We start from the raw sequence: 24786 nt of genomic DNA on the forward strand, positions 1-24786 counted from the left end.
ACGAGGATGATCCTCCGCCTTGCGATGCACCGCACCAGCCGCCCCGGCCTGATCCCCGAAGATCCGCCGGACAGGACCTAGCCCGCGCACGCCCTCCCGTCCCCGTCCGGGTCCAGCCGCAGCGGGTCGTCCTGCCCGTTGACCTTCAGCGCGCCGTAGCCGTTCGCCGCGAGCCAGTCGCAGCGGGCCCGCGTCACCGTCTTCTTCTTCGTCGCCTTCACCGTCTCAGGGAAGACCGTCGGGACACAGACATTCGCCGAGCCGTAGTGCCGGTCGCAGCCCGAGATCTGCGGGCTCACCGGCACCGAACTCCGCTTCTTCACCGGCTTCTTGGCGGGCGCCGCCAACTCGCCCGCGAAGTCGTGCGCGTGGGTGGTCGCCGACTCGTCGGCCAGCGCCGCCGGGCCGCCCAGCTTCACCCACTTCGCCACCGAGGGAACCCCGTTCGCGTCGACCGCGAAGAGCATGTACCACCCCGGCGGTGCCAGATTCGGATTGTCCGTCACATTCAGATCGACGGTGAGCCCGTTCCCGTCGACCGTCAACGGCAGGTCCACGAAACGCTGGTTGGGGTCGGAGGAGTGCGTCACCGCCGCCGGCCGGATCAACTCGGCCTTGGCGATGGGCCGGTCGACCGTGATCCGCTGCGTGTCGCCGTAGTTCCACTCCGCGTCGATCAGCGAAGTGATCTCCGGCCGTGGCCCCTTGAAGAGATACGGCGGTGTGTAGAGCGACACCTGATGGTTCCAGGAGTTGTTGCCCGGGTTGTCGCCCGTCGTCATCACCCGGCCGTCCGGGAGCAGGAACGCAGACGAGTGGTAGCCGCGCGGCTCCGGGTCGGTGGCCACCGTGTCGTACGTCTGCGTCACCGGGTCGAAGACCGACGTCGAGAAGACCGGGTTGGCCCGGTTGTGCAGTGCGCCGCCCGTCTCCAGCACCTTGCCGTCCGGCAGCAGCACCGCGGAGCCGTACATCTTGCCCTGGTCGCCGGTCTGCGGCTGCGGCCCGCCGGGGGCGCCCAGGTCCACGGTGCCCTGTGGCAGCGGCGGGCCCGCCCGGTACTGGGGGTTCGGTTCCTTCAGGTCGATGATGTCGGTGAGCCGGTTCGCCTCCGGGTTGGAGTCGATGTTCCCGCCGCCGATGGTCAGCACCTTCTGGTCCTGGGCGGGCGGCAGCAGCACGCTCACCGACTGGTCGCGCTCGTCCTTGTTCCGCAGACCGGGCACGTCCGTGATCGTGTTGGCGTCGTAGTCGTAGATCGAGGAGCCGGTGCCGGGTGTGCCGTTGCCGAAGGTGTGGCTGCCGGTGTAGAAGAGGCGCCCGTCCTGCATCAGCACCATCGCCGGGTACAGACCCCAGTACGACCAGGTCTGGTTGACCTGCCAGGCCGGCAGCCACTTCTCCTCGGCCGCCGACCACCGGTCGGCCGTCACCGAGCCGGTCGAGTCCTCGCGCAGCCCGCCGAAGGACAGCACGTCGCCGTTGCCCATGATCGTGGCGGACGGATACCAGTGCCCGTCGTTCATGTCATTGGTCCTGCTGTACGTCTCGGTGGCCGGGTCGAAGAGGTACGAGTCCTTGTAGCCCTGGTAGCCGATGGTGCCGTCCGCCGAGGGATAGCCCTTGTTGCCGCTCATCACCAGCACGCGGCCGTCGGAGAGTTGGACGTGTCCCGAGCAGAACATGTCGTCGGGCGTGGGGATGGTCGTGTACGTCCCGTTCCCGGGGTCGTACACCGCCGAGGTGAAGGTCCCGGCCTCGAACTGCTCCGGATCGTTGCCGGACCCGGCGATCAGCAGCACCTTGCCGTTGTTGAGGACCACCGAGTGCATGGAACGCACCGGATTCTCGGTCTGAAGCACCTCCCAGCGGCCGTCCGCGCAGTCGGCGGCGGTGCCCGTGCAGTCGGGGTCGGGCGCGGGGACGGTGACCTCCTCCATGGCGTAGTCGTCCGTGGTGACGCTGCCGGTGCCGAAGACGGAGACGCCCCAACTGATCCGGTCGGTGCCGGGCGGTACGACGGGGGTACGGACCTCCGCGCGCTGGTAACCGGCGCTCATATCAAGGGTCTTGAGGTCGGTCCAGTACTGCCAGCCGGCCGTGGTGTCATGCCGGAACAGCGTGATCGCCGTGTCCGGTGTGGTCGACTTGTACCAGAGGGAGAGGTCGTACTGCTTCGCTTCCTGTACGGCGGGCGCGCACGCCGCCGACTCGGTGACCAGCGCCTTGCGGTCGCCGTCGACGCGCCGGGTCAGCTCGACCCGCAGCGCGCTCGTGCCGCTGTGCGCGTCGGCGACGGTGGCGAAGGTGAAGTCGTTGTCGCCCCAGCCGGACTGCGACCAGCAGTCCGGCATCGCGGCGCCGCCACCGGCGCCGGGGGTCTCGAAGCCGGGGTTCTTGACGAGGTTGGGGCCGGCGGTGGCGGGCTGCTGGACGCTGACGCTGAGCAGCAGCCCGGCGATCAGCGCGGTGACGGCGAGCAGCGCCGTACGGCGGCTGCGCCGGGCCGGGGGCCTGCGGAAGGGGGTCACCGGCCGCTCCTCCCCTCGGTGCGGGCGGGGAGATCCGGATGCGCCGTCCGACGCGACCGCCCCCACCCCCACCCCCGCTTCGGCAGATACACCAGCGTCTCCGTCCCGGCGAACCGCAGCACGAACGTCGCGAGCATCGCCAGCACCGTCGCGGGCATGACGTCCATCCCGAACTCCGCGACGAACAGCGCGATCAGCGGTATCCGCAGCAGCAGATCGGCGTTGGCCAGCAGCGCGAAGCGCCCCACCCGGTCCGCCCAGTGCCGGTGCGCCCGCCGCCCCCGGAACAGCAGCAGCTCGATGAGGACGAAGTTCCACGCCACCCCGAACTGGTTGGCGACGATCTCGGCCGGCAGATAGTGCATACCGGCGCCCGTCAGGCCGTACAGCGCGAGCAGGTTCGGTACGAAGCCCGTGAGACCGATCAGCCCGAAGGCCGCCATCCGGGCCAGCGGCGACGCCGTACGCAGCTCGACCAGATGCCGAAGGAAGCGCATCCCTTCCCTGGCCGTCGACTTGGACTCGCCCGCGAACCGGTCGCCGAAGACGAACGGCACCTCCGCGACCCGCTGGGGCCGGCACCGTACGGCCAGCTCCAGCAGGATCTTGTAGCCCAGCGGGCGCAGCGCGTCCGCCGTGACCGCGCCGCGCCTGATGGCGAAGAAGCCGCTCATCGGGTCGCTGATGCCGCGCAGCCGGCGCGGGAACAGCGCCTTGGTCAGCCAGGTGGCGGCGCGGGAGACGGCAACGCGGTAGCCGCCGGCGAGTCCGGCCCGGCTGCCGCCGTCGACGTACCGGCTGGCGACCACGAGATCGGCGCCCGACCGCTCTCCGGCGGCCACCAACTCCGGTACGAGGGACGGCGGATGCTGGAGGTCGGCGTCCATGACGACGATCCATTCGGAGCCTGCGGTGCGCAGTCCTTCGACGACGGCGCCGCCCAGACCCCCGACCGGTTCGTCGCGGTGGATGACGGCGACGGGGAACGGGCAGTCCTGCGCGGCCTCGGCGATCGTCTGCGGGGTGCCGTCCGTGGAGTCGTCCACGAACAGGACCTCGCACGGGAGTCTGGACGGTACGGACTGAGTCAACTGCCGCAGCAACTCGCGTACGTTCGCCGCCTCGTTGAAGGTCGGGATGATGACGGTGACGGCGCCGGGCTCGGCCAGGGCCGTCGACTCCAGCTCCACATGGCCGAGTTCACCGAGTTCACCGAGTTCACCGGTTCCGGTATCTCGGGGAGGGACAGGAAGAATGCTCATCGTTCGCCTCCCACGACGTTCACGATCCGCCGGATCTCGATCCGGTCTTCACCGGTTCCGAAGACCGCGACGGCCTTGGAATGGTTGAGCGCGTCGCGCACCCGTGGCAGGTCGGCGGCGTCGCGCCGCACGGTCGGGGACGCGACAACGTAGTCGATGTCCCGCCAGCCGCCGGGCAGCGTCTTCGTCACGGCGGGGTCGAGGTCGACCTTGTAGAACCAGATGGCGCCCAGCCCCGGCTGATATCCGGCGTGCACCAGGTCCAGCCACATCGCGTCGTCCACGAGGACACGCGTGCCGGCCGGGTCGGGCACCTCGGTGGCCATCCACGAAGTGGCCGCCCGGTAGGGGGCGTTGGCGTCGGCGGTCAGGGCGGTGCGGTTGCCGTCGTACCAGCGCGGTGCGACGTACGCGACGGAGCCCGCCACCAGCGCCACAACGGCCGTCCACCGTACGGCGGTCAGCCCCCGTGGCTCGTCGGGCCGGCGCCCTCTGCGCAGCAGCGCGTGCGACACACCGGCCGCGCCTCCCGCGAGCATCAGGGCGAGGAACGGCAGCCCCTGGATGACGTACATCGCCGGGAGGTAGCCGGAGGGGCGCAGCGCCATGGCGGTGAGTATCGCGACGGCCAGGGCGGGTCCGGCGAGCGCCCGCGCGGTGACGGACCAGCGGAGGGTCAGGAGCAGCCAGAGCGCGCCGGCCATGCCGCCGAACAGCAGGACCTTGTCGTAGTAGAGCCACGACCGGAGCACGCCGTGCGAGCCGGATCCGGTGTCGAGGATGAAGCCGGAGCCGGGCCGGCTCATCTGGTACGTGACGCCGTCCCACAGCGACACATGTCCGTCGCCGGGCAGCAACTCACCTTTGAGCAGGGCGAAGAGAGGATACGAGAGGCCGATGACCGCACAGGCGGTGATCGCTCCGGTGACGGCGAACTTGCGGGTGTCGGGGTGCCCGTGGCGCCACATCGTGACCAGCACGGCGGGCAGCACGATGAGCATCGTCTCTTTCGTCAACACCCCTACGGCGGAGGCGAGTCCGGCGGCGAAGTGGTGCCACAGATGCCGGTTGGGCGACGCCGCGAGACAGAAGGCGAGGAGCATCCACATGACGGCGATGTTGTCGAGGAAGATCTCCCGTTGCAGCACGACCGAGAGCGGGGAGAGTCCGAACAGCGCCATCGCGAGCCCGGCGGCCCAGCGCGGCAGCCACAGCCGCCGGGCGAGTATGTAGAGCAGTACGGCACTGGCGGCGCTGACCAGCAGCATCGCGAAGCGCATCGTGCCGACCGTCATCGATTCGGGTGCGATCAGCGAGGGCAGCCAGGTGAGCGCGGCTATCTGGATCCAGCCGAGCGGCGGGTGGTCGTACCAGTAGGTGTAGTGGGCGAGTCCGTCGCCCTGCTGGACGGCCCATGCCTGGGCGAGATAGGTGCCCTCGTCGTCGCTGAGGGTCGGGTAGTGCTGGATGTTCCAGCCCTGGACGGCCATGATCACCAGGAGCAGGGCCGCGCAGAGGACCAGATCGGCGCGTGAGGTGCGGAAGCGGACGACGGGCCGTATCAGCAACCGCCGCTTGTCGAACGGCAGTTTGCGGTGGAGTCCGGTCCCGACGGTGCTTGCGGTGCTTGCGGTGCCGACGGCGCCCGGCGACGGTACCGGGGCAGGGCTGATCTTCGCGGGGACGAGTTCGGTGCTCCGGCCGGTGGCCGTCTCCGTCGCCTCCGCGGGGAGGGTCGAGGTCACGCGCGGATGTCCTCTCGGGTCTCTCGGGTCTCTCGGGTCTCTCGGGTCTGTCCGGTGAGATGCGCGCCCACATGACTGGTCAACTCCCAGTCACGGCGGCCACGTTGCTCGCGCCACACGGCACGTACGGCCGCACCGGCGAGGAGCACCTGGTAGAAGGGGCCGCCGACGACGAGCTTGAGATAGTGCGTGAGCCGGACCTTGAGCCCGTACTGCTTGCCGAAGTCATGCAGCCCGACCAGCTCGAACACGAAGGTGACCAGCGCGGTGACGGCCGGCAGGAAGGTGATGAAGGCGACCCCGACCGGCACGTCGAGGAAGAGCGCGATGGCCACGTTGAGCGGGATGACGACGCCGGTGATCGCCTGGAAGAAAGGCGTCATCAGTGTGTAGCGGGCGAGCAACCGCTGGCCGCGCGTGGGCAGTTGGCGCCAGTCGTTCTTCCGGTAGACCTGGAGGAAGCCCTGATTCCAGCGGGTGCGCTGTTTCAGCAGCGACACCAGTGAGCCGGGCGTCTCCTCGCGGGTGACCATGTCGGAGTCGTAGGCGACGACGACCTTCTTGCCGCTGCTGGAGAGCCGTACGCCCAGGTCGCAGTCCTCGGCGAGACAGTCGGGGTCCCAGCCTCCCGCCGCGCGCAGCACATCGGTGCGTACGAAGACGGTGTTGCCGCCCAGCGGGATGAAGCCCTTCTGCGCGTGCAGGTGCAGTCGGCTGCGGAACCAGAAGAAATACTCCAGGCAGTTACGCAGGCTGTACCAACTGGAGTGGAAGTTGATCAGTTGGACGCCGCCCTGGACGACGTCGGCTCCGGTGGAGCGGAAGGCGTGGTCGACATGGGTGAGCAGTTCGGGGTGGACCTGGTCCTCGGCGTCGAAGACCCCGACCACCTCGCCGGCGCAGTAAGGCAGCGCCGTGTTCAGCGCCTTGGGCTTGTTCTTCGTGAGATGGGTGTCGACGACGACCCGCACCCGGCCGGGATCGCGGGCGGCGGCCCGCTCGGCGACCTCCGCGGTCTCGGGGTCGTCGTGCCCGACGATGACGATGATCTCGAAACGGGAGTGGCTGGACTCCAGCAGCCGCTCGATCGTGTGCTCAAGGACGGCCTGTTCATGACGGGCGGGCAGCAGCAGCGAGAACGAACGCGCCGGCCCCCCGTCCGGCCGGTCGAATCGTGTCGCCGCCAGCGTCTCCGGCGTACGCCAGGCGTGCATCTGCCACCACAACGTGAACGCCGCCATCCAGAACAGCGCCAGCGAAACGGCAGCGATGAATACGGACGTGACCACATGGCCCCCCTCGGCCAAGGGTGACTGGCGGCAAGGCCCCCCTGGCCGCCGGTCCCCCCGGGTATCACCCTGAACGCATGCCCCCCATGCGTATTTTTTGCGTGTCCTACGTGATGAAGATAAGGGGGAAGTGTGACGACAGAGGGCCGAATTCAATGAACTCTGTGATTACGTCCAATTTTGCATACTTCACAACCGCCCGGAACTATGCGTGCGGTCAGACGGTCCGACCGGCCAACTGCCCCGCCAGCACGTCCACTTCACTCGTCGGGGCCGAGCAGACGAACCCCCGGCACACATACGCGGCAGCCTGCCCGCCGACCAGCGGCCGGTCCGCCAGCAGGGGGAACTCCACATCGTCGCCCGGTTCCCCGACCGCGACGACGGCGCCGGGCGCCGTCGCCAGCAGCGCCGTACGGTGCAGCTCGGCGGTCGCCGCGTCGCCGCGCGGCCCCACCACGGCGACCTCGCGCGGCCCGTCGAGCAGCGCCTCGGCGACGGCCAGACCCCAGCCGATGAAGCGCGGCGCACGCGGCCCCAGCGCCTTGACGACACCGAGCGCGCCCTCGGCGGCCGTACGGTGGGCCTCGGAGCCGGTGTGGGCGGCGTACGCGAGCAGGGCGCCGGCGGCCGAAGTCCAGCCGGACGGCGTGGCGTTGTCGGTCGGGTCCTGCGGCCTGCGGATCAGCGGCTCGGCGTCGTGCGCCGTGTCGTACAGCGCGCCGTCCTCGCCGGTGAACTGGTCGAGGACGGTGTCGAGGAGAAATCCCGCGAACTGAAGCCACACCCCCTCGCCGGTCACCCCGGCCAGCGCCAGGAAGCCCTCGGCGACATCGCCGTAGTCCTCCAGCACACCGGCGTTGGCGCCGACGCGGCCGTCCTTGGAGGTACGGGCGAGGCGCGCCGTCTCGTCCATGTGCACCCGCACGAGCAGATCGGCGGCCTCGGTCGCCCGTTCGACGAGATCCGGCCTTTCGAAGTACGCGCCGCACTCCGCGAGTGCGGCGATCGCGAGCCCGTTCCAGGCGGCGACGACCTTGTCGTCCCGCTCGGGGCGGGGCCGCGTCTCGCGCGCCGCGAGGAGCCGCTGCCGTACGGACTCGACGCGCGCGGCGTCCACGACCCCTTCGCCCTGCGGGAGTTGGAGGACGGAGGCGCCCTCCTCGAAGGTGCCCTCCTCGCTCACGCCGTAGTACTGGGCGGCGAACTCGCCGTCGGCCTCTCCCAGCACGTCCGCGAGCTGCCCCGGTGTCCACGCGTAATAGGCGCCCTCGACATGCTTCCCCGCCCCGCCCTCCCGTCGCCCGCCACCGCCCTTCTGCGGACGCGCTTCGCGCGGCACCTCCTCACTGTCGGCGTCCAGCGCGGAGGCGAACCCGCCCTCGGCGGTGCGCAGTTCACGCACCAGGAAGTCGGCGGTCTCCAGCGCCACCCGCCGCGCCAGATCGGACCCGGTGGCGCGCCACAGCCGCGCGTACGTACGGCACAGCAGCGCGTTGTCGTAGAGCATCTTCTCGAAGTGCGGGACCACCCACTCCCGGTCCACCGAGTAGCGGGCGAACCCACCGCCGAGCTGGTCGTAGATCCCGCCCCGCGCCATGGCCTCGCAGGTGTCGGACGCCATCTGGAGCGCACCCTCGGCCCCCGTACGGGCGTGGTGGCGCAGCAGGAACTCCACGACCATGCTCGCCGGGAACTTGGGCGCGCCGCCGAAGCCGCCGTGCTTCGCGTCGTACTCCCGCGTCAGCGCGAGCAGCGCCTGGGCCAGCTCCTCCTCACCGGGCACCCCCTGGCCCCCGTGCGCGAGGGACCGCCCCGCCAGCTCCCCCACGATCCGCCCGGCAACCTCCCCGACCTCCTCACGCCGCTCGGTCCAGGCGGAGTTGACGCCTTCGAGGACCTGCCGGAAGGACGGCATACCGTGCCGGGGGGCGGGCGGAAAGTACGTCCCGAAGTAGAACGGCTCCGCCTCCGCGTTGAGAAAGACGGTCATGGGCCACCCGCCCTGTCCCGTGGCCGCCTGCACCGCCTCCATATAGACGGCATCGACGTCGGGCCGCTCCTCGCGGTCGACCTTCACCGACACGAAGTGCTCGTTGAGGAACGCCGCGGTCGCTTCGCTCTCGAAGGACTCGTGGGCCATCACATGACACCAGTGACAACTGCTGTACCCGACGCTGAGCAGCACGGGCACATCCCGCCGCCGCGCCTCCGCGAACGCCTCGGCCGACCAGGGCCACCAGTCGACGGGGTTGTCGGCGTGCTGCAGGAGGTAGGGGGACGTCTCGTCGGACAGTCGGTTCGCCATGCCCCCATCCTCGCTCACAAGGGCTACGGGGCCTGCCCGCGGCACAGCCAAGGCGGCCCAGGGACCCGAGGGCGGCCCGGAACAGACCGCCCCTGTTCCTGGGCGCCACGGGAGGATCTCTGTGATGATCGGATCCTTCCGGGGCGGGAACGGTTTCGAGGGGGAGGACTTCGGTGACGGATTCCACGATGGTCGACGGCGCGGAGGAACCTCCCGGGCGGGCCTCCTATCTGATCGAGGGACGACGGGTAAGGGTTTCGGACCTGTTCGACGCCGGGCTGCTGGCACCGGGGACACAGCTCGTCTTCCGGCGTAGGCGATCGGGGATGGCTCATACCGCCCGGGTGACGGGGGACGGCAGAATCGAGTTGAGCGACGGCCGACGGTTCAGGTCCCCCTCCGCGGCAGCCGCCGCGGCCTCGGGACGAGGTCCCTTCGACGGCTGGACCGCCTGGGCACTGGACGACGGCACTCCGCTGGACGTTCTGCGGCAGAAACTGCTGGACACCGTGGCGGAGCAGCCGTCGTCCGGCGGCTTGGCGGCGGAGGGGTCCGCCACCCGGCACACCCGGTTGAAGGACGCCAGGAAGCAAGCAGACGCAGGCAATCTCATCGCCCTCACGGTCCGTGATCTGCTGGACTGGTGGGGGCTGTCCCGGCGCGGCTACCTGGCCACCGCTCAGGTCGCGGCCGAGCTGGCCAACCACGGCCTGTCCACCGTGCCGGACTTCGCGGCCGTGGGGCTCGACGACTGGGTCGCCCTGACCGGACCGTCCGTGGACACCGAGGACGAGCAGGAGACGACGGCCGAGCAGGAGCCAGCGACGGAACAGCGGGCGGCGACAGAACAGAAGGAAACGAGGATGACCGGCGCACCGGGGCCCACCACCTCCGATGGGGAGGAAGACGACGAGGACGAGCCGATCCAGGGGCAGACGGTCGGCAACCTGCCCTCGGCGCTCCGGGGGGTGGAATCGGTAACCTCCTCGGCAAGCTTCGAGGAGGCGTTCACCACGATGCGGCTCAACGAGTACTCACAGTTGCCGGTGTTGAACGGGCCTCGGAACCTCCAAGGGGCCGTCACCTGGAAATCCATCGCTCTGGCTCGTCACACGGACGCCGAGGCCCCCTTCTCCCGGGCCATCGTCAGAGCTCACGCGGTCAGCTACGCCGAACAGCTGATCGACGTTCTGCCCTATCTGGAACAGTTCGGCTTCCTCCTGGTCAAGGACCAGACGAACCGGATCGCAGGAATCATCACCGTCGCCGACGTGGCCGCCGAATACGGCACCACGGCCCGGCCGTTCCTGCTCATCGGCGACCTCGACCGGCAACTGCGCCGGGTCATCTCGAAAGGGCTCGACCTCGCGGAGGTGATCGCTCTCTGCGACCCGAAAGGGCTCCGTAAGCTCACTTCCTTCGACCAACTGTCCTACGGGGACTACCAGCAGGTTCTGAGCAATCAGCGGCAGTGGGACAGGCTGGGCTGGCCGCTGGACCGCAAACCCTTCACGGACCGCCTCAACGTACTCCGCGAGGTCCGCAACGAGCTGATGCACTTCAACGACAAGGACAAGGCCGGCGACGCCGCGATCCCGATGCTCCGCAACATGATCGAGCTGCTGCGCGAGTACGGAGGCTGACGCACGCTTCCGCTCCCGTCCAGATCAGTGCGCCGGGATCGAGATCGGGACGGGATGGTCATCGTGAGCCCGGTCGTGTCCCAGCAGCACAACCGGCCGGCCCGGATCCTGGCCAATGCCCTGGACACCACAGCAGACCCGGACTGGAACGCCGACACGGACTTCGACGTCCGCCTCCAGGACGTTCCGCCGGGTCGGCAGCAACCAGCGAAAGGCCGTGAATGGAGCGTCAGGTTGTCGCCAGGAAGCCAACCGCGCGGGCGTCGAGTTCGGTCGCGCGGCGCACGCCGCGCGTGCGGAAGCGGGCGGGGTCCGTACTCATCGCGGTGACCTCCTTGCGGGTACGGGCGGAGCGCACGCCGTCCATGTGGTCCATCGCACGGGCCCAAGTGGCGCATGCCTGCTCGATGTTGCCGCGCTTGAGATGCGTCTCGGCACCGGCGACCAGGTCGAGCCCCACGATCCGCGCGTAAGTGCCCGCAGGGCGGCCGGCGGCGCGGCCGTACTGCTCCGCTGCCGCTCGACGGTCGCCAAGCGTCTCCTACACCTTCGCGGTACGCGAGTGGACCGACCCCGCCGGTGGCCCCAGGCCAGGGCCCGGAACGGCACTTCGTCGCCGGAGCCGGCGCCCAGCAGGACGCGCGCGTGCCGCGCCTCGCGGGGGCCGCCTGCCGCAAGCCGGACTTGGCGAGCGTGTGGGCGTGGACGATCCGGTTCGTGGACCCCGAAGGGCTCCTGGAGAACGGGGTCTTCAAGGAGTACCCCATCGAAGGCGCGCGGGAGGGCGATGTCGTGGTTCGCCAGGAGGCGATTCCCGCACTGGAGCGCCTGCGCGAACTCTTGAACGTCTGAGGCGAGTAACAGCGTCTGGGCGAAGCGACGTTCGGGTCGCTGTAGCGTCGTGGGGCGCACGGACATGTGTGCCCCGCGAGCCAAAGGACAGAACAGCAATGCGCGTTTCAGTGATCGGCTGCGGCCATCTCGGCGCTCCTCACGCCGCTGCCATGGCGGAGCTCGGGCACGAAGTGATCGGAGTCGAACTGAACCCGGAGACGTGCCGCGTACTGCAGAGCGGACGCGGCGCCTTCTACGAGAAGGGGCTCGACGACCTACTGGCCAAGCACGTTCCCACCGGCCGGCTCCGCTTCACGAGCGAATTGGCAGAAGCCGCCGAATGGGCCGACCTCCACTTCCTCGCGGTCGGTACGCCGCTTCGCGAGGACGGGCACGGCTACGACGTGGAACAGGTCGTCGGCTCGGTCAGTTCGCTGACGTCTCTCCTGAAGCGGCCGTGCACGATCGTGGGGAAGTCCACGGTGACGGTCGGCACCGTCGCCCGGCTCCAAGAGATCGTCTCGGCCCAGGCTCCTGACGGTGTCGAGCTGGTGTGGAACCCAGAGTTTCTGCGCGAAGGCCACGCCATCGAGGACACGCTGTATCCGGACCGTATCGTCGCCGGTCTCACCTCACCCGAGGCGCGGAAGGCTGTCGAGGAGGTCTACGCACCGATCCTGGCCCGGAACGACGTAACACTGATCATCACCGACCCGCCGACCGCCGAGGTGCTGAAGTCCGCCGCCAATGCGTTCCTCGCCACGAAGATCTCCTACATCAACGCCATGGCCGAGGTGTGCGAGATCGTGGGTGCCGACGTGAGCACTGTCGCCTACGGGCTCGGCATCGACCCCCGGATCGGGCATGGCGGAATGCGGCCCGGTATCGGCTACGGCGGGGGCTGCCTGCCCAAGGACACCGGTGCGTTCACCTGGCGCGTGGGGGACCTCGGTGCCACGCACGCCCACGCCCTGCTCCAGGCTGTCGAGGGCGTCAATCACTCCCGGATGGACGCGGCCACCGCACTGGTCGAGCGCGCACTCGGGACACCGCTCAACGGTGCGCGCATCGCAGTCCTGGGAGCATCGTTCAAAGCGGGCACGAGCGATGTGCGCAACTCGCCGGCGCTCCGACTGGCGGGACGACTCCACGATGCCGGGGCTCGCGCTGTCATCTACGACCCGGAGTCCACCGATGCCGCCCGGAATCTGCGGCCCCAATACACGTATGCGGATGATGCGGCGACGGCCCTCGATGGAGCCGACATTGTCGTGCTGGCCACCGAGTGGCCGCAGTTCACCAAGGACACCAAGTTCCCCTCGTCCGCCGGGGAAGCCGTTCGGTGCAGGGTCCTTGTCGATGTCCGCAACGCTGTCGACGCGGATGCATGGGTCGCGGCGGGCTGGGAGGTCTGGCAACTCGGGCGGCCCGTCCAGCGTTCCGAGGAGTGACCCGCAGTAGCGGCGGCGCCTCTGGACACCGGCGTGCTGGTGTACGCCGTCGGGCTCCGCGATGTTCGCGAAACGGAATGCCAGGTACCGGACCCTTCGCCCCGTGCACCAGCGGCTTCCACCCGGGTGGGGGCGGTGGCGAGGAAGCCGCTGGGGCGAGAGGGGGAACAGAGGGAGGGAAACGGCGTCGCCACCGGGCCGTGTCCCTCAGTGCGGCGCGAGGCCGACCGGACGTCTTACCGGTCGGCGCGGCCCGCGGATCGGAGCTGTCGGTCGGTCAGACCTGGAAGATGAACACGGACCATTTGTCACGCGCGGCCTGCGGGACGTCCGTGTGAGCCGTCGTGCCGGTGCCGGGGGCGCCGCGCAGGCGGGTGTCCCATGCGGCGGCCCAGAGGCCGAGGTCGCTGTTGTCCCAACGCCAGCGCTGCCCAGGGGCGTTGGCGTTGCACTTGCTCGCCCAGACCGCGTTGAGCGAGGACTTGTTGTCCGTCGTCAGGCAGAGCCCGGTCTTGGCGTTCATCAGGAGGTTCCCGCCCTCCCAGGCGTCGCTGGTGATCCAGTCCCACTCATGCTTCACGGTGTTGCAGGGCCCGTCGAGCTTGACGGCCCCCGCGGCCTCTCCGGCGAGGCAGTCGCCGGTCACCTGGTTGGTGAACCGCCAGTGGGTGTTGATCCCCGAGGCGGTGGACAGGCTGGAGGAGGCGCCGACGAAGGCTACGGCCAGTGCGGTGGCGGCAATTACGCGCTTGCGTATGGAAATCCTATTCACGGACTCAACCTACCAGTGATCTCTGACACACCGTCAGCAGCAGGGCGCTCCCCCCCGCGCACGAGGGAGCGCCCTGCGAAGTTCCGTACGGCAGAGGCCGGAGCCGTCAGCAGCCGCCGCAGTTGTAGTAGGTCACGTCCCAGTGGTTGACCTCGTTGTAGTAGATGTTGCCCGCGCCCGACTGCCACTTGCTGCCGCCGATGGAGGTGAACGTGCGGGTGATGTAGTTGGTGAGGCAGCTCGACATCGAGAAGTCGAGCTTGTAGCCGTTCCAGTGGCTGTAGGTGCCCGAGGCGTGGCCGGTCTCGGTGCCGCCGGTGACGGTCAGGCCGCAGCCGCTCGCGCCCTTGAGGGTGATCGCGCCCTGGATCGTCGCGGAGTTCACCTGCTCGAGAGACGTACAGGTCGGGTTGTTGCGGTCCGAACAGCCGCCGCTGGACGAGATGCCGATCCCGGCGTTGCGGAGCTGGGAGGAGGCGGTGGCGTGGCTGAGCTTGGCCAGTGCGCCGGCGGGGGCCTTCGTATCGGTGGGGGCGGCCTGGGCGGGCGGGGACGAGAAGAACGCGAGGGCCAGCGCGGAGGCGCCGATCGCGGCGCTTCTGAGGGCCTTGTTCATCGTGGTCACTGTAATTTCCTCTCGGTGGGGACGGGGAGGTCAACTACGCGCGTAGCATGCCCGATCGCGCCGATCCGCACGAGATCCCAACTCGCCCTGAAAGAGCGTCAGTTGATGCTCTCGCGTACGGTGCCGCCGGTCATGCAGCCAAGATGACACATCTACGCGCGATGCGTAAGACGGGGCGCGAGTCGCCGGCCGGTCCGGGAACCGCCGCCCGCCGCCCGCCGCTCTGCCCTCAGGAGATCTCCGCACGGCAGAATCGCTCGCTTCCGCCCGCGCCCCGTCCGCAGGGTGGGGTGGACCGGCCGGGGTGGGTGAGCGCCCGCCGCAGAGGGCCGGGTCACGGAGGAAACATGCTCTCGACCGTTCCACGGCTCGCCGCGGCGCAGGCCGCCCCGGTGCCGTTCGACGACCAGATCGCCGGCCGCCTTCAGCACGGCAGGATCGTGGTGCTGGGTGAACAGGTGGACGACGCGATCGCCAACCGGATCTGCGCGCAGTTGCTGCTCCTGTCGCAGGAAGACCCCAAGAGCGACATCGTCCTGATCGTGAACAGCCCAGGTGGTTCCGTCCTCGCCGGGATGGCCGTCTACGACACCATGCGCTTCATCCCGAACGACGTCGCCACCCTGGCGATGGGCTTCGCGGCGAGCATGGGTCAGTTCCTGCTCTGCGCGGGAACAGCCGGCAAGCGCTACGCCCTGCCGAACGCGCGGATCATGATGCACCAGCCGTCCGGCGGGATCGGCGGAACGGCGGCCGACATCGCCGTACAGGCCGAGAACATGGCGTACACCAAGCTGACCATGCAGAAGCTGATCGCGGAGCACTGCGGGCAGAGTCTGGAGACGGTCGCGGCCGACCAGCGCCGGGACCGGTGGTTCACGGCGGAGCAGGCGAAGGAGTACGGCTTCGTGGACCGCGTCGTACGTGGCGTGGCGGAGCTGGGCGGCGACGCGGCGAGCGGGTTCGGCTTCGGACCGGCCGGCACGGACAAGGGGGCGGCGGCATGAGCGGGCAGTACACCGTCCCCGTGGTGGTCGAGCGGACGCCGAACGGCGAGCGCTCCTACGACGTCTTCAGCCGGCTGCTCTCCGAGCGGATCGTCTTCCTCGGCACGTCGATCGACGACGGCGTCGCGAACGTGATCATGGCGCAGATGCTCCATCTCGACCACGAGAGCAGCGACATGGACATCCACCTCTACATCAACTCCCCCGGCGGCTCGGCCACCGGGCTGACCGCGATCTACGACACGATGCAGTTCGTACGGGCGGACGTCGCGACCGTCTGTCTCGGTCAGGCGGGCTCGGGCGCCGCCGTACTCCTCGCGGCGGGCGCGGCCGGCAAGCGGATGGCGCTCCAGCACTCGCGGGTGCTGCTGCACCAGCCGTCCACCCAGGGGCAGGGCGAGGCGGCGGATCTGGAGATCCAGGCGGCGGAGGTGCTGCGGACCAGGGCCGAGATCGAGGACATCCTGTCGCACCACACGGGCCAGAGCGTGGAGCGACTGCGGGAGGACACGGACCGGGACAAGTACTTCACGGCGTCACAGGCGAGGGAGTACGGCCTGGTGGACGCCGTGATCACGACCCGCGAACTCGCCGAGCGCGGGCGGTAGTTCTACGGCCGGGTGCGTGGGTCGGCCGCGCACGCCCGCGCGGCCGGCCACGTCACGCCGCCAACAGCACAGCCGCCGCCCGGCCGTCGCGCCCGGTGGACCGGCGCGGGCGGCCCCAGGGCGCGGCCACGGTGACCCTGGCCGTCACGGAGACCGTCACCGCCGTCTGTGCCCTCTGTGCCGACAGGTCGGAGTGCAGCGCGCCCACCAGGTCCGCCAGGTGCAGCCCCAGGGCGCGGCAGACCGCCGCCAGCACCTCGGACGACGGCTCCTTGCGCCCGCGCTCGATCTCCGAGAGATACGGCAGCGACACCCGCGCCCGGTCGGCGACGTCCCGCAGCGTACGGCCCTGCCGCAGCCGGGCCCGGCGCAGCGCGGCCCCCACGAGATCCCGCAGCAGCGGCTCGCCGGGCCCGTCGCCCCGGCCGGGGTCCGGAACGGCACGCAGGACGCCCTCGCTCATGGATTCCTCCGTCAGTCGTCCGTCAGTCGTACGTCAGTCGTTGTGGAACGGCACCACACACCTGCCCTCCCGAGCCTAAGCCGCGCCCCTCCCCCGGCCGGGCGATGTCCGCCGCGGGCGTAAACACGCTCCGTGCGGGCAAGACGTACGAGCACACGTACGCATCAGTAGGCGGGGGAAGGCACCCGGCGCGGAGCGGCGACATCGGTCGCCGCGGGCCCGGCAGGCCGCCTCGCGCTCGCGCGCCCCGCGCAGGACACTGTCCCGGGGCACGCCGAAGGACCGGATGCTCTCGGAGGGGGACACATATGCGGGACAGCCATCGGACCGAGGCCGAGAGGCTGTTGGTGCGCGCCGTCGAGGAAGAGGTGCGGCGCTCCGGCGGGCGGATCGACGGCAATGTCCTCCTGGCGCGCGGGCGGGGCGCGTTGGAGGCCGTCGCGGAGTCCGCCGCCGACGAGTACGCGCTGTACGAGGCGGCGTTGGACGAGGCGCAGGCCGCGCGGCGGCCGATGTCGCAGCGGTTCGGCTCGGGCGCGCTCACGACGCCCGCCCTGGTGGCGGTGGTCGCCGCGGCCTCGGCGGTCGCGGCGGACGTCGCCCTGGGTACGGGCACGGGGACGGCGGTCGGCACGGGCGTGATCGTCGGAGTGGTCGGTACGGCCACGGCCGTCGCCAAGGTGGCCACCGACGGCCGCCCACCGGGCCGCCCCGCACGCACCGGCGCAGGCGGGACAGCCGGGTCCAGCGGGTCCGCCGGCCGCACCGGCGCCGCCGGACAGCCGGGCGACGTCGAGCAGTTGCGGCTCCAGTGGCTGACGGCGCTGGAGGTACGGGGCATCCGCCCGTATCTGGACCAGCAGCGCGTGCTGACCCAGGCGACCCGGCGTACGACCAAGAAGAAAGCCGTCGTCCCGCAGTTGCGCGGCTCCGACCGCAGCGCCGCCGCCCGCAGACGCAGCGTGCTTGAGCAGTCCTTCGGTCATCTCCCGTCCTCCGACGGCCCGTTCGCGGGCCGCCGCGAGGCGATCGGGCAGATCGCGCGCTGGGTGCACGCGGCCCGCGCGTCGACGGAGACGAAGCCGACCGTCGTCGTGCTGCACGGCGCGCCCGGGTCCGGCCGGACCACGCTCGCCGTGCGGGCGACGCACCAGCTCAGGGACCAGTTCCGCGGCGCGTGCGTGGTGGACCTGCGCGGCGGTGGCGCGGGCGAGGCGCCGCTGTCGACCAGGGACGCGCTGCTGCATCTGCTGAACCGGCTGGGCGCGCCCCGCGAGCAACTGCTGTTCCGTGAGCGGTCGTCGCCCGAGCAGCAGGTGCGGCGCCTCAGCGAGCTGTACCACCAGCATCTGACGGGCCTGCCGGTGACGATCGTGCTCGACGACGCCTCCGACGCGGAGCAGATCCGTACGCTCGTGCCCGAACGCTCCGACAGCCTGGTACTGGTGACGACCCGTCAGCCCGTCGAGCTGGCGGCCGACACCCCGGCGTGGGTGCACCAGTTGCCGGTCGAGGCCCTGGACGGCGCGGGCTGCGAGGAGTTGCTGCGCGCCGCCGGCGAGGAGCCGGTGGGCGGCCCGTACGACGCCCAGGCCATCGACAGGATCGGCGAGTTGTGCGGCGGTCTGCCGCTGGCGCTGCGGGTCGCGGGGTCCTCGCTCGGTTCGCGTACGTCGCACCAACTGGCCACGGATCTTGAGGCTTACGGCCCGGTCGACCCGGCCGAGCGCGCGATGTGGCTGCGCTACACCGACCAGAGCGAGCAGGCGCGCAGGCTGCTGCGGCGGCTCGCGCTGGCGGGGCGCGCGTCGCTGGGCGCCGCTGCCGCCGCCGCGCTGCTGGGCGCCGACGAGCAGGAGGCCGAGCGGCTGCTGACGGTGCTGTCCCGCGCGGGCCTGATAGACCACGTACGGGCCAACCGCTACCGACTCCACGACGTCGTACGGAACTTCGCGCTCGCCCGGCTGCTGGACGAGGAGGAGGCCGCCGACCGTACGGCCGCGCAGGAACGTCTCATCCAGAACTACTCGGAGCTGGCCGACTCGGTGATCCGCCTGGTCGACGGCAAGACGTCCACGCGCGCCGACCAGTTCGGCGGCCACGGCTTCTCCTCGCTCGACGCCGCGCTGCGCTGGCTGGACGAGGAGTCGAGCTTCATCACCGCCGCGCTGCGGCACGCGGAGGGCGTCGACCAGGCGGCCGTCCTGAGCCTGCTGGGCGCGCTGTGCGACTACTGCCTGCTGCGCGGGGACCTCTACCGGCTCGGTGAGATCAGCGAGTTGACGCAGGCCGTGGACCAGGGGCTGCTGGCGCGTTCCGTGCAGTGGCGTACGGGTATCGCGGCCCGGCAGCTCGGCGAGCTGGACAAGGCGCGTACGACGCTGACGTCCGTGGTCGACCTCTACCGCGAGGCGCACCACGACGCGGGCGTGGCCCGCGCGCTGTGTTCGCTGGGCATCACACTGCACCACCAGGGCAATCTCAACGAGGCGTCGGCGAAGCTGCGCGAGGCGCTGGAGCTCCAGGCCCCGGCCGAGCTGGGCACCGACCGCGCCTGGACGCTGCACGCGCTGGCGGCGGTGGAGCGCGACCGGGCGAATCTCACCGAGGCGATCGGGCTGCTGTCGACGGCGCTGGTCCTGCACCGCGCGGGCGAGTCGCTGCACGGCGAGGCGTGGACGCACTTCCAGCTCGGCCAGGTGTGTCTGCGGATGGGCGATGTCCGGCGCGCCGAGGCGGAGTTGAGCCAGGCGCTGGATCTGTACGGCCGTACCCGCGACGGCCGAGGCGAGGCGTGGGCGCTGACCCAGTTGGCGCGTGCCCGGCTGGTGGACAGCGAACCGGAGTCGGCGGCCGACCAGTTCCGCCAGGCTCTCGCCAGGCACCGGGACAACGAGGACGCGCGCGGCGAGGCGTGGACGCTGTACTACCTGGGCCAGGCGCTGGAGGAGTGCGGCGACACCGCGCAGGCGGTACGCGAGCTGGAGCGGGCGCGCTCGATGTTCTCCCGGATGCGCGACGTGTACGGGCTGGCCTGCGCCCGCCACCACTCGGGCCGGGTGACCCGCGACCAGCGGGCCGCCCAGACCGGCAATCTCCGTAACTCCGGCTTCGCCCGGCAGTTGCTGGTCGACGCCCGCGCGGACTTCCGCCGCATCGGTGTGGCGCACGGCGAGGCGTGGACGTGTCTGGAGCTGGCGATCGTCGACGCGGGCAACAGCAAGGCGGTCCAGGCGCTGGCGCTGTGCGACGAGGCGACGGCGCTGTTCACCTCGTACGGCGACCATCGCGGCGCCGACTGGGCCCGCTTCCTGCGCTGCACGCTGCTGCCGTACGGCTCGGCGGGCGGCGTCGAGGTCGGGTCCGCGGTGGCGGAGCAGGAACTGGCCGAGCTGACGGCTGCCCGGCATCCGTCGCGCGACGGCAAGGTGGACGAGTGCGCGGAGACGTACGCGGTGATGCTGGAGCGCGGCGTCACGCTGGAGGACGGCTGGCAGGCGTGGCGCCTCGGTATGGTGCCGAGCCGGCACGCGCGCGAGGTGATGGGCGTCCCGGTGGAGGCGGCGCAGACCTGAGCCCCGCTGCGGGCCGGATGGTTATAGACCGCACGTTACACAACATGCTACGGTCCATGACCATGGCCCGCCCGAGGACTTTCGACGAGGAACGGGCCCTGGACGCGGCGATGCGCGCCTTCTGGGCGAACGGCTACGAGGCCACTTCGACCCAGGATCTGTGCGACGTCACCGGCCTGGGCCGCAGCAGCATCTACAACACCTTCAACAGCAAGCAGGACCTGTTCCGGCGGGCCCTGGCCCGCTACATCGAGACCACGACGGCGAACCAGCTCGCCATCCTGGAGGACCTTCGGCGACCGGCCGTGGAGCGGCTGCGCGCCCTGTTCACCTCGATCGTGGACGCCGAGTTCGACAATCGCGGCAACGGCCGCAGCATGGGCTGCCTCACGGTCAACACCACCGTCGAACTCGCAGGCCGCGACGCGGAGGCGGACCGGATGCTGGAGCGGGACACCGCGCGGCGCCTCGCGTCCCTGCGCGCGGCGATCGAGGAGGGGCAGCGGGCCGGCGACATCGCCTCGACGCGGGATTCGGGCTCGCTCGCCCGCTTCCTGGTGGCCGTGATCGGCGGGATGCGGGTGACGGGACAGGGCGGCGGCGACCGGCCGACTCTGGAGGCGATCGCCGACACGGCGATGGACGCACTGACCCACTGACCCACTGACGCACCGCGCACCGCGCACTTGGAACACACCGAGCACACCACCTCGGGCCGACCCATGCCCAAATTATGTACCGATCCATCCAAAACGAGAGCAGAGGGCTCATGCCTCGCACCGTGTACCTCCTGGCCCTGGGCATCTTCGCCATGGTCACCAGCGAATTCGTCGTCGCCGGGCTGATGCCCCAGATGGCCGACGGCCTCGACGCGACCATCCCGCAGATCGGCTATCTCATCACCGCCTTCGCCGCCGGCATGGCCCTGGGCGGGCCCTTCCTCACCGTCGCCGTGCTGAGATTCCGTCAGAAAACCGCGCTGCTCGTGCTGTTCGGCATCTTCCTGGCCGGCAACGTACTGGCCGCCACCGCCACCTCGTACGCCGTCATGCTCGCCGCCCGCGTCGGGACGGGCATCGCCTCGCAGGCGTTCTTCGGCGTCTCCCTCTCGCTCTGCGTCCAGCTCGCCCGCCCCGAGATCCGCGGACGCGCCATCGCCGTCGCCATGAACGGTCTGATGCTCGGCACCCTGCTCGGCCTGCCGCTGTCCACCTTCATCGGCGAACGCCTGGGCTGGCGCGCCGCGTTCTGGGCCATCACCGCGCTGACCGTGCTGGCCGCGCTCGCCTCACTCGTGGGCATACCGCGCCTGGAGCGCGCCGAGAACGCCGGACTGCGGCAGGAGTTGGGCGCCTTCCGCAACCGCCGCCTGTGGCTGGCGTTCGCGACCAGCACCCTTGTCATCGGCGCCACGTTCGCGGCGTTCAGCTATCTCAACCCGATCCTCACCGAGATCACGGGCTTCGGCACCGGGACCGTACCGCTGCTGCTCATCGCGTACGGCGCCGCCACCGTCATCGGCAACACGGTGGTGGGCCGGCTCGCCGACCGGCACACGGTCACGGTCCTGCTCACCGGCCTGGCGCTCAATCTGACGTTCCTGGGCGGCTTCGCGCTGCTGGCCCAACTGCCCGTGGCCGCCGTGCTGTTCATGCTGGGCATCGGCTTCGTCGGCGTCACGATGAACCCGGCGATGATCACGCGCGTGCAGCGCGCGGGCAATGCCAGGCCGCTGGTGAACACCGTCCACTCGTCCTTCATCACCCTGGGCATCGTCATCGCCACGTCCGCCGGCGGACCGATCATCGACGCCTACGGGCTGCGCGGCCCGCTGTGGCTCGGCGCGGCCATGGCCGCGCTCGGAATCCTGACGCTCATCCCGGATCTCGTACGACGCACCCGGCCCGCGCCTGCTGCCGCGCCGGCACCCGCGCCGGCACCGGCAGCCGTCCTCGCCATGGACGCCGCCGTCAGGAACGCCGAACACTCCCGCTGACCGCGCGCCCCGGTGGGGCGGCCGGCGGGAGTGTGCGGGCGCGCACGCCCTACGTCGTCTGCCGGTCGCCCACCGACGCGCCACGCGCCTGCGCGCTGTCCGCCCCGTCCGCCGGCTTCGCCTCCTCGAAGGAGACCTTGCCCATGTGGCGGTTCATCGACTTCATCAAGAGCCACACGGCGCCCGCCATCACGGCGAAGACGATGAAGCCGAGAACGCCGGGCGTCACCTTGTTCTCGTCCAGCTCCTTCGCGAGCGGGACGAGCTGCGTCACTGCCTGGGTCGCATACATATCAGGCATTGTCGCGGATGCCCGCGAAGAGGTCGCTCTCGGGGAGGGAGGTATCGACGAGCGACTTCACCAGCTCGTACTCCTCGGTCGGCCAGACCTCCCGCTGGATGTCCATCGGGACGCGGAACCAGCCGCCGTCCGGGTCGATCTGTGTGGCGTGCGCGATGAGCGCCTTGTCACGGATCTCGTAGAAGTCGGCGCACGGCACATGCGTGGTCAGCGTCCGCTCCTCGCGCCCGAACTCCTTCCAGCGCTCCAGCCACTCCCCGTACGGGGACTCAAGACCACGCGCCAGCAGGGCCTCGTGCAGCGCGACCGTACGGGGACGGTTGAAGCCCTGGTTGAAGTACAGCTTCCGCGGCTGCCACACCGGACCGAACTCCGCCTCGGGGTACTTCTCGGCGTCGGCCGCGTGCTCGAAGGCCACCATCGTGATCTTGTGGGTCATGATGTGGTCGGGGTGCGGATAGCCGCCGTTCTCGTCGTACGTCGTGATGACCTGCGGCTTCTGCTCCCGGATCATCCGCACGAGCCGGCCGGCCGCCTCGTCGACGTCCTCCAGCGCGAAGCAGCCCTCGGGGAGCGGCGGCAGCGGGTCGCCCTCGGGCAGGCCCGAGTCCACGTAACCGAGCCATGACTGTCTGATGCCGAGGATCTCGCGAGCCTCGTCCATCTCTTTCTTGCGGACCTCGTGGATGTGCTCCTCGATATAGGAGTCACCCTGGAGTTTGGGGTTGAGGATGGAGCCGCGCTCGCCTCCCGTGCAGGTCACGACCAGCACGTCCACCCCCTCGGATACGTACTTGGCCATGGTGGCCGCGCCCTTGCTCGACTCGTCGTCGGGGTGGGCGTGGACGGCCATCAATCGCAGCGTGTCAGTCAAGACTCGGTCCTCAGTGATTTGTCGCATCGGGCGGCTTCTATAGTGACGGAATCGAGGCAGGGAAAATTCCGGAGAGGAACGATCATGACCGCGGTACGCCCACCGGTTCTTCCCGAGGGCCGTTACGGCCGCTCGTCGGACGAGCGCGCGGACCGCAAGCTCAAGATCGTCGGCTCCGTGCTCGGCGTCGGCCTGCTCGCGCTCGTCGGCTGGTTCGGTTACGACTATGTGGCAGGCCAGAGTGTTTCTGGCGAGGTCATCAAATTCAAGCGGGTATCCGCCACCGAAGTCGAGGTGCATCTCGAAGTCCGCAAGGACCGGGACGCCAACGGCACGTGCACGCTGCGTTCGCGCGCCGAGGACGGCAGCGAGGTCGGCATCAAGGACGTCCGTTTCGAGGGCTCCGAGACACGGATCGACCGGGTCGTCACCATCCGTACGCGGGCGAGCGGGACGAGCGCGGAGCTGGTCGCGTGCACGCCGGACGGCGGCTGACGAGCGTGATCCACGTCCGGCCGGGCCTGTGGCCTCGTCGCTCCCGCGGCCCGTCCCTCCGCCCGGTTCTGGGCTGACTCCGGTCTGACCCTCCCCGGCACTCTCCGGGTTCACGTCGCTGACCTGCGACGATGTGATTCTGATGCCTTTCGTCCTGCCCTCGCGCCACGGAATTGTTAGGCTCGTGGTTTCGCCCACCCGAGAAGGCACATGCTTCTGGGTAGGGCGTTGCTTTGTATTCCCAGTACCTACGAGGAGCACCTGTGACCCAGACCAGCGAGAACGTCACCTGGCTCACCCAGGCGTCGTACAACCAGCTCAAGGCCGAGCTGGACTACCTGTCTGGTCCCGCGCGCGTCGAGATCGCCCAGAAGATCGAGGCCGCCCGCGAGGAGGGGGACCTGAAGGAGAACGGCGGGTACCACGCGGCCAAGGAGGAGCAGGGCAAGCAGGAGCTTCGGGTGCGCCAGCTCACCCAGCTCCTGGAGCACGCGAAGGTGGGCGAGGCCCCGGCGGACGACGGGATCGTGGAGCCGGGCATGGTCGTGACGATCGCCTTCGACGGCGATGACGACGACACCCTGACCTTCCTGATGGCTTCGCGTGAATACGCGAGCAGCGACATCGAGACGTATTCGCCGCAGTCGCCCCTCGGCGCCGGTGTGAACGGCAAGAAGGTCGGCGACGACGCGGAGTACGAACTGCCGAACGGCAACAAGGCGTCGGTGAAGATCCTGGCGGCGAAGCCGTATCAGGACTGAGGACGGCACAGCACGGAGCCCGTCCCGCGACCGAGGACAGACAGGTCGCGGGACGGGCTCGGTGAGTCGGGCTCGTCGTCCGTGTCCGTACGCCGCAGGCCGCGACGTCCGGCAGATCAGCGCGCCGATCCAGGAGAACGCGTAGCCGAGGACGAGCGGCGATGCCGGCGCCCGCGCCCGCGCCCGCCGTGGCGAAGGTCACGGTCCGCGCGAAGACGCCCGCCATCAGGAACTCCCGGTATGCCT

The 24786-nt window shown here is 70.1% G+C and carries 21 protein-coding genes and 1 pseudogene; 11 read left to right on the forward strand and 11 right to left on the reverse strand.

Annotated elements, in window-relative coordinates; translation table 11 throughout:
• Nucleotides 1-77: 77 nt before the first annotated feature.
• The 5 genes from OG329_RS13725 to OG329_RS13745 form a co-directional block, all read right to left on the reverse strand.
• Nucleotides 78-2531 (reverse strand): galactose oxidase-like domain-containing protein, encoded by a 2454-nt coding sequence (locus OG329_RS13725; protein WP_405795273.1) that lies wholly within the window; start codon nucleotides 2529-2531, stop codon nucleotides 78-80.
• Nucleotides 2528-3793, reverse strand: coding sequence for a glycosyltransferase (locus OG329_RS13730; protein ID WP_405795274.1), 1266 nt, complete (start codon nucleotides 3791-3793; stop codon nucleotides 2528-2530). The genes OG329_RS13725 and OG329_RS13730 overlap by 4 nt, the downstream gene beginning before the upstream one ends.
• Complete coding sequence (locus tag OG329_RS13735; RefSeq protein WP_405795276.1) at nucleotides 3790-5538, reverse strand: ArnT family glycosyltransferase; 1749 nt, start codon at nucleotides 5536-5538, stop codon at nucleotides 3790-3792. The genes OG329_RS13730 and OG329_RS13735 overlap by 4 nt, the downstream gene beginning before the upstream one ends.
• Nucleotides 5535-6827 carry a glycosyltransferase gene (locus OG329_RS13740; RefSeq protein WP_405795277.1) on the reverse strand — a complete coding sequence of 431 codons (1293 nt, stop codon included), beginning with the start codon at nucleotides 6825-6827 and terminating at the stop codon, nucleotides 5535-5537. The genes OG329_RS13735 and OG329_RS13740 overlap by 4 nt, the downstream gene beginning before the upstream one ends.
• A gap of 217 nt (nucleotides 6828-7044) precedes the next feature.
• Nucleotides 7045-9135 (reverse strand): thioredoxin domain-containing protein, encoded by a 2091-nt coding sequence (locus tag OG329_RS13745; RefSeq protein ID WP_405795279.1) that lies wholly within the window; start codon nucleotides 9133-9135, stop codon nucleotides 7045-7047.
• Between the two features lie 173 nt (nucleotides 9136-9308).
• Here OG329_RS13745 and OG329_RS13750 point away from each other — a divergent pair, with 173 nt between their 5' ends.
• Nucleotides 9309-10778: a CBS domain-containing protein gene (locus tag OG329_RS13750; protein ID WP_405795280.1), complete on the forward strand. Its 1470-nt coding sequence runs from the start codon at nucleotides 9309-9311 to the stop codon at nucleotides 10776-10778.
• A 22-nt stretch (nucleotides 10779-10800) separates the two neighbouring features.
• A pseudogene (locus tag OG329_RS13755) lies at nucleotides 10801-10985 on the forward strand (Uma2 family endonuclease); the annotation flags it as partial.
• Between the two features lie 22 nt (nucleotides 10986-11007).
• Here OG329_RS13755 and OG329_RS13760 read toward each other — a convergent pair.
• A complete protein-coding gene (locus tag OG329_RS13760) occupies nucleotides 11008-11238 on the reverse strand; it encodes a hypothetical protein (protein WP_405795281.1) in 231 nt (76 codons plus the stop codon).
• Nucleotides 11239-11357: 119 nt separating this feature from the next.
• Here OG329_RS13760 and OG329_RS13765 point away from each other — a divergent pair, with 119 nt between their 5' ends.
• Both OG329_RS13765 and OG329_RS13770 read left to right on the forward strand, forming a co-directional pair.
• Nucleotides 11358-11630 carry a hypothetical protein gene (locus OG329_RS13765; protein ID WP_405795282.1) on the forward strand — a complete coding sequence of 91 codons (273 nt, stop codon included), beginning with the start codon at nucleotides 11358-11360 and terminating at the stop codon, nucleotides 11628-11630.
• Between the two features lie 98 nt (nucleotides 11631-11728).
• Nucleotides 11729-13063 (forward strand): UDP-glucose dehydrogenase family protein, encoded by a 1335-nt coding sequence (locus tag OG329_RS13770; RefSeq protein WP_405795283.1) that lies wholly within the window; start codon nucleotides 11729-11731, stop codon nucleotides 13061-13063.
• A gap of 277 nt (nucleotides 13064-13340) precedes the next feature.
• Here OG329_RS13770 and OG329_RS13775 read toward each other — a convergent pair whose 3' ends face one another.
• Both OG329_RS13775 and OG329_RS13780 read right to left on the reverse strand, forming a co-directional pair.
• Nucleotides 13341-13835 (reverse strand): RICIN domain-containing protein, encoded by a 495-nt coding sequence (locus tag OG329_RS13775; protein WP_405795284.1) that lies wholly within the window; start codon nucleotides 13833-13835, stop codon nucleotides 13341-13343.
• 106 nt (nucleotides 13836-13941) lie between these two features.
• On the reverse strand, nucleotides 13942-14451 hold the full coding sequence (locus OG329_RS13780; protein ID WP_405795285.1) for a hypothetical protein: 510 nt from the start codon (nucleotides 14449-14451) through the stop codon (nucleotides 13942-13944).
• A 356-nt stretch (nucleotides 14452-14807) separates the two neighbouring features.
• Between OG329_RS13780 and OG329_RS13785 the strand changes: the two genes are divergently transcribed.
• Together OG329_RS13785 and OG329_RS13790 are read left to right on the forward strand one after the other, a co-directional pair.
• The gene (locus tag OG329_RS13785) at nucleotides 14808-15467 is read left to right on the forward strand and encodes a ClpP family protease (protein WP_405795286.1); all 660 of its coding nucleotides are present in this window, start codon (nucleotides 14808-14810) and stop codon (nucleotides 15465-15467) included.
• Nucleotides 15464-16075, forward strand: coding sequence for an ATP-dependent Clp protease proteolytic subunit (locus tag OG329_RS13790; protein WP_405795287.1), 612 nt, complete (start codon nucleotides 15464-15466; stop codon nucleotides 16073-16075). The genes OG329_RS13785 and OG329_RS13790 overlap by 4 nt, the downstream gene beginning before the upstream one ends.
• Nucleotides 16076-16127: 52 nt before the next feature.
• On the opposite strand, the gene OG329_RS13795 is transcribed toward OG329_RS13790, so the two are convergent.
• Nucleotides 16128-16538 carry a helix-turn-helix domain-containing protein gene (locus OG329_RS13795; protein ID WP_405795288.1) on the reverse strand — a complete coding sequence of 137 codons (411 nt, stop codon included), beginning with the start codon at nucleotides 16536-16538 and terminating at the stop codon, nucleotides 16128-16130.
• A 308-nt stretch (nucleotides 16539-16846) separates the two neighbouring features.
• On the opposite strand from OG329_RS13795, the gene OG329_RS13800 reads away from it, so the two are divergent.
• The 3 genes from OG329_RS13800 (at nucleotide 16847) to OG329_RS13810 (ending at nucleotide 22109) form a co-directional block, all read left to right on the forward strand.
• Nucleotides 16847-20113 (forward strand): tetratricopeptide repeat protein, encoded by a 3267-nt coding sequence (locus tag OG329_RS13800; RefSeq protein WP_405795289.1) that lies wholly within the window; start codon nucleotides 16847-16849, stop codon nucleotides 20111-20113.
• Nucleotides 20114-20175: 62 nt separating this feature from the next.
• Complete coding sequence (locus OG329_RS13805; protein WP_405801814.1) at nucleotides 20176-20772, forward strand: TetR/AcrR family transcriptional regulator; 597 nt, start codon at nucleotides 20176-20178, stop codon at nucleotides 20770-20772.
• Between the two features lie 110 nt (nucleotides 20773-20882).
• Nucleotides 20883-22109 (forward strand): MFS transporter, encoded by a 1227-nt coding sequence (locus tag OG329_RS13810; protein ID WP_405795291.1) that lies wholly within the window; start codon nucleotides 20883-20885, stop codon nucleotides 22107-22109.
• Between the two features lie 49 nt (nucleotides 22110-22158).
• Here OG329_RS13810 and OG329_RS13815 read toward each other — a convergent pair whose 3' ends face one another.
• Both OG329_RS13815 and mca read right to left on the reverse strand, forming a co-directional pair.
• Nucleotides 22159-22410 (reverse strand): hypothetical protein, encoded by a 252-nt coding sequence (locus OG329_RS13815; protein ID WP_405795293.1) that lies wholly within the window; start codon nucleotides 22408-22410, stop codon nucleotides 22159-22161.
• On the reverse strand, nucleotides 22403-23284 hold the full coding sequence (gene mca, locus OG329_RS13820) for a mycothiol conjugate amidase Mca (protein ID WP_405795295.1): 882 nt from the start codon (nucleotides 23282-23284) through the stop codon (nucleotides 22403-22405). Before mca ends, OG329_RS13815 begins: the two co-directional genes overlap by 8 nt.
• Nucleotides 23285-23368: 84 nt before the next feature.
• Between mca and OG329_RS13825 the strand changes: the two genes are divergently transcribed.
• Together OG329_RS13825 and greA are read left to right on the forward strand one after the other, a co-directional pair.
• Complete coding sequence (locus OG329_RS13825) at nucleotides 23369-23779, forward strand: DUF4307 domain-containing protein (protein ID WP_405795296.1); 411 nt, start codon at nucleotides 23369-23371, stop codon at nucleotides 23777-23779.
• 263 nt (nucleotides 23780-24042) lie between these two features.
• Entirely contained in the window at nucleotides 24043-24540 is a 498-nt protein-coding gene (greA, locus tag OG329_RS13830) for a transcription elongation factor GreA (protein ID WP_405795298.1), read from the forward strand.
• The last annotated feature ends 246 nt before the right edge of the window (nucleotides 24541-24786 follow it).

The organism is Streptomyces sp. NBC_01506 (genome assembly GCF_045040295.1).
Lineage (GTDB): Bacteria > Actinomycetota > Actinomycetes > Streptomycetales > Streptomycetaceae > Streptomyces.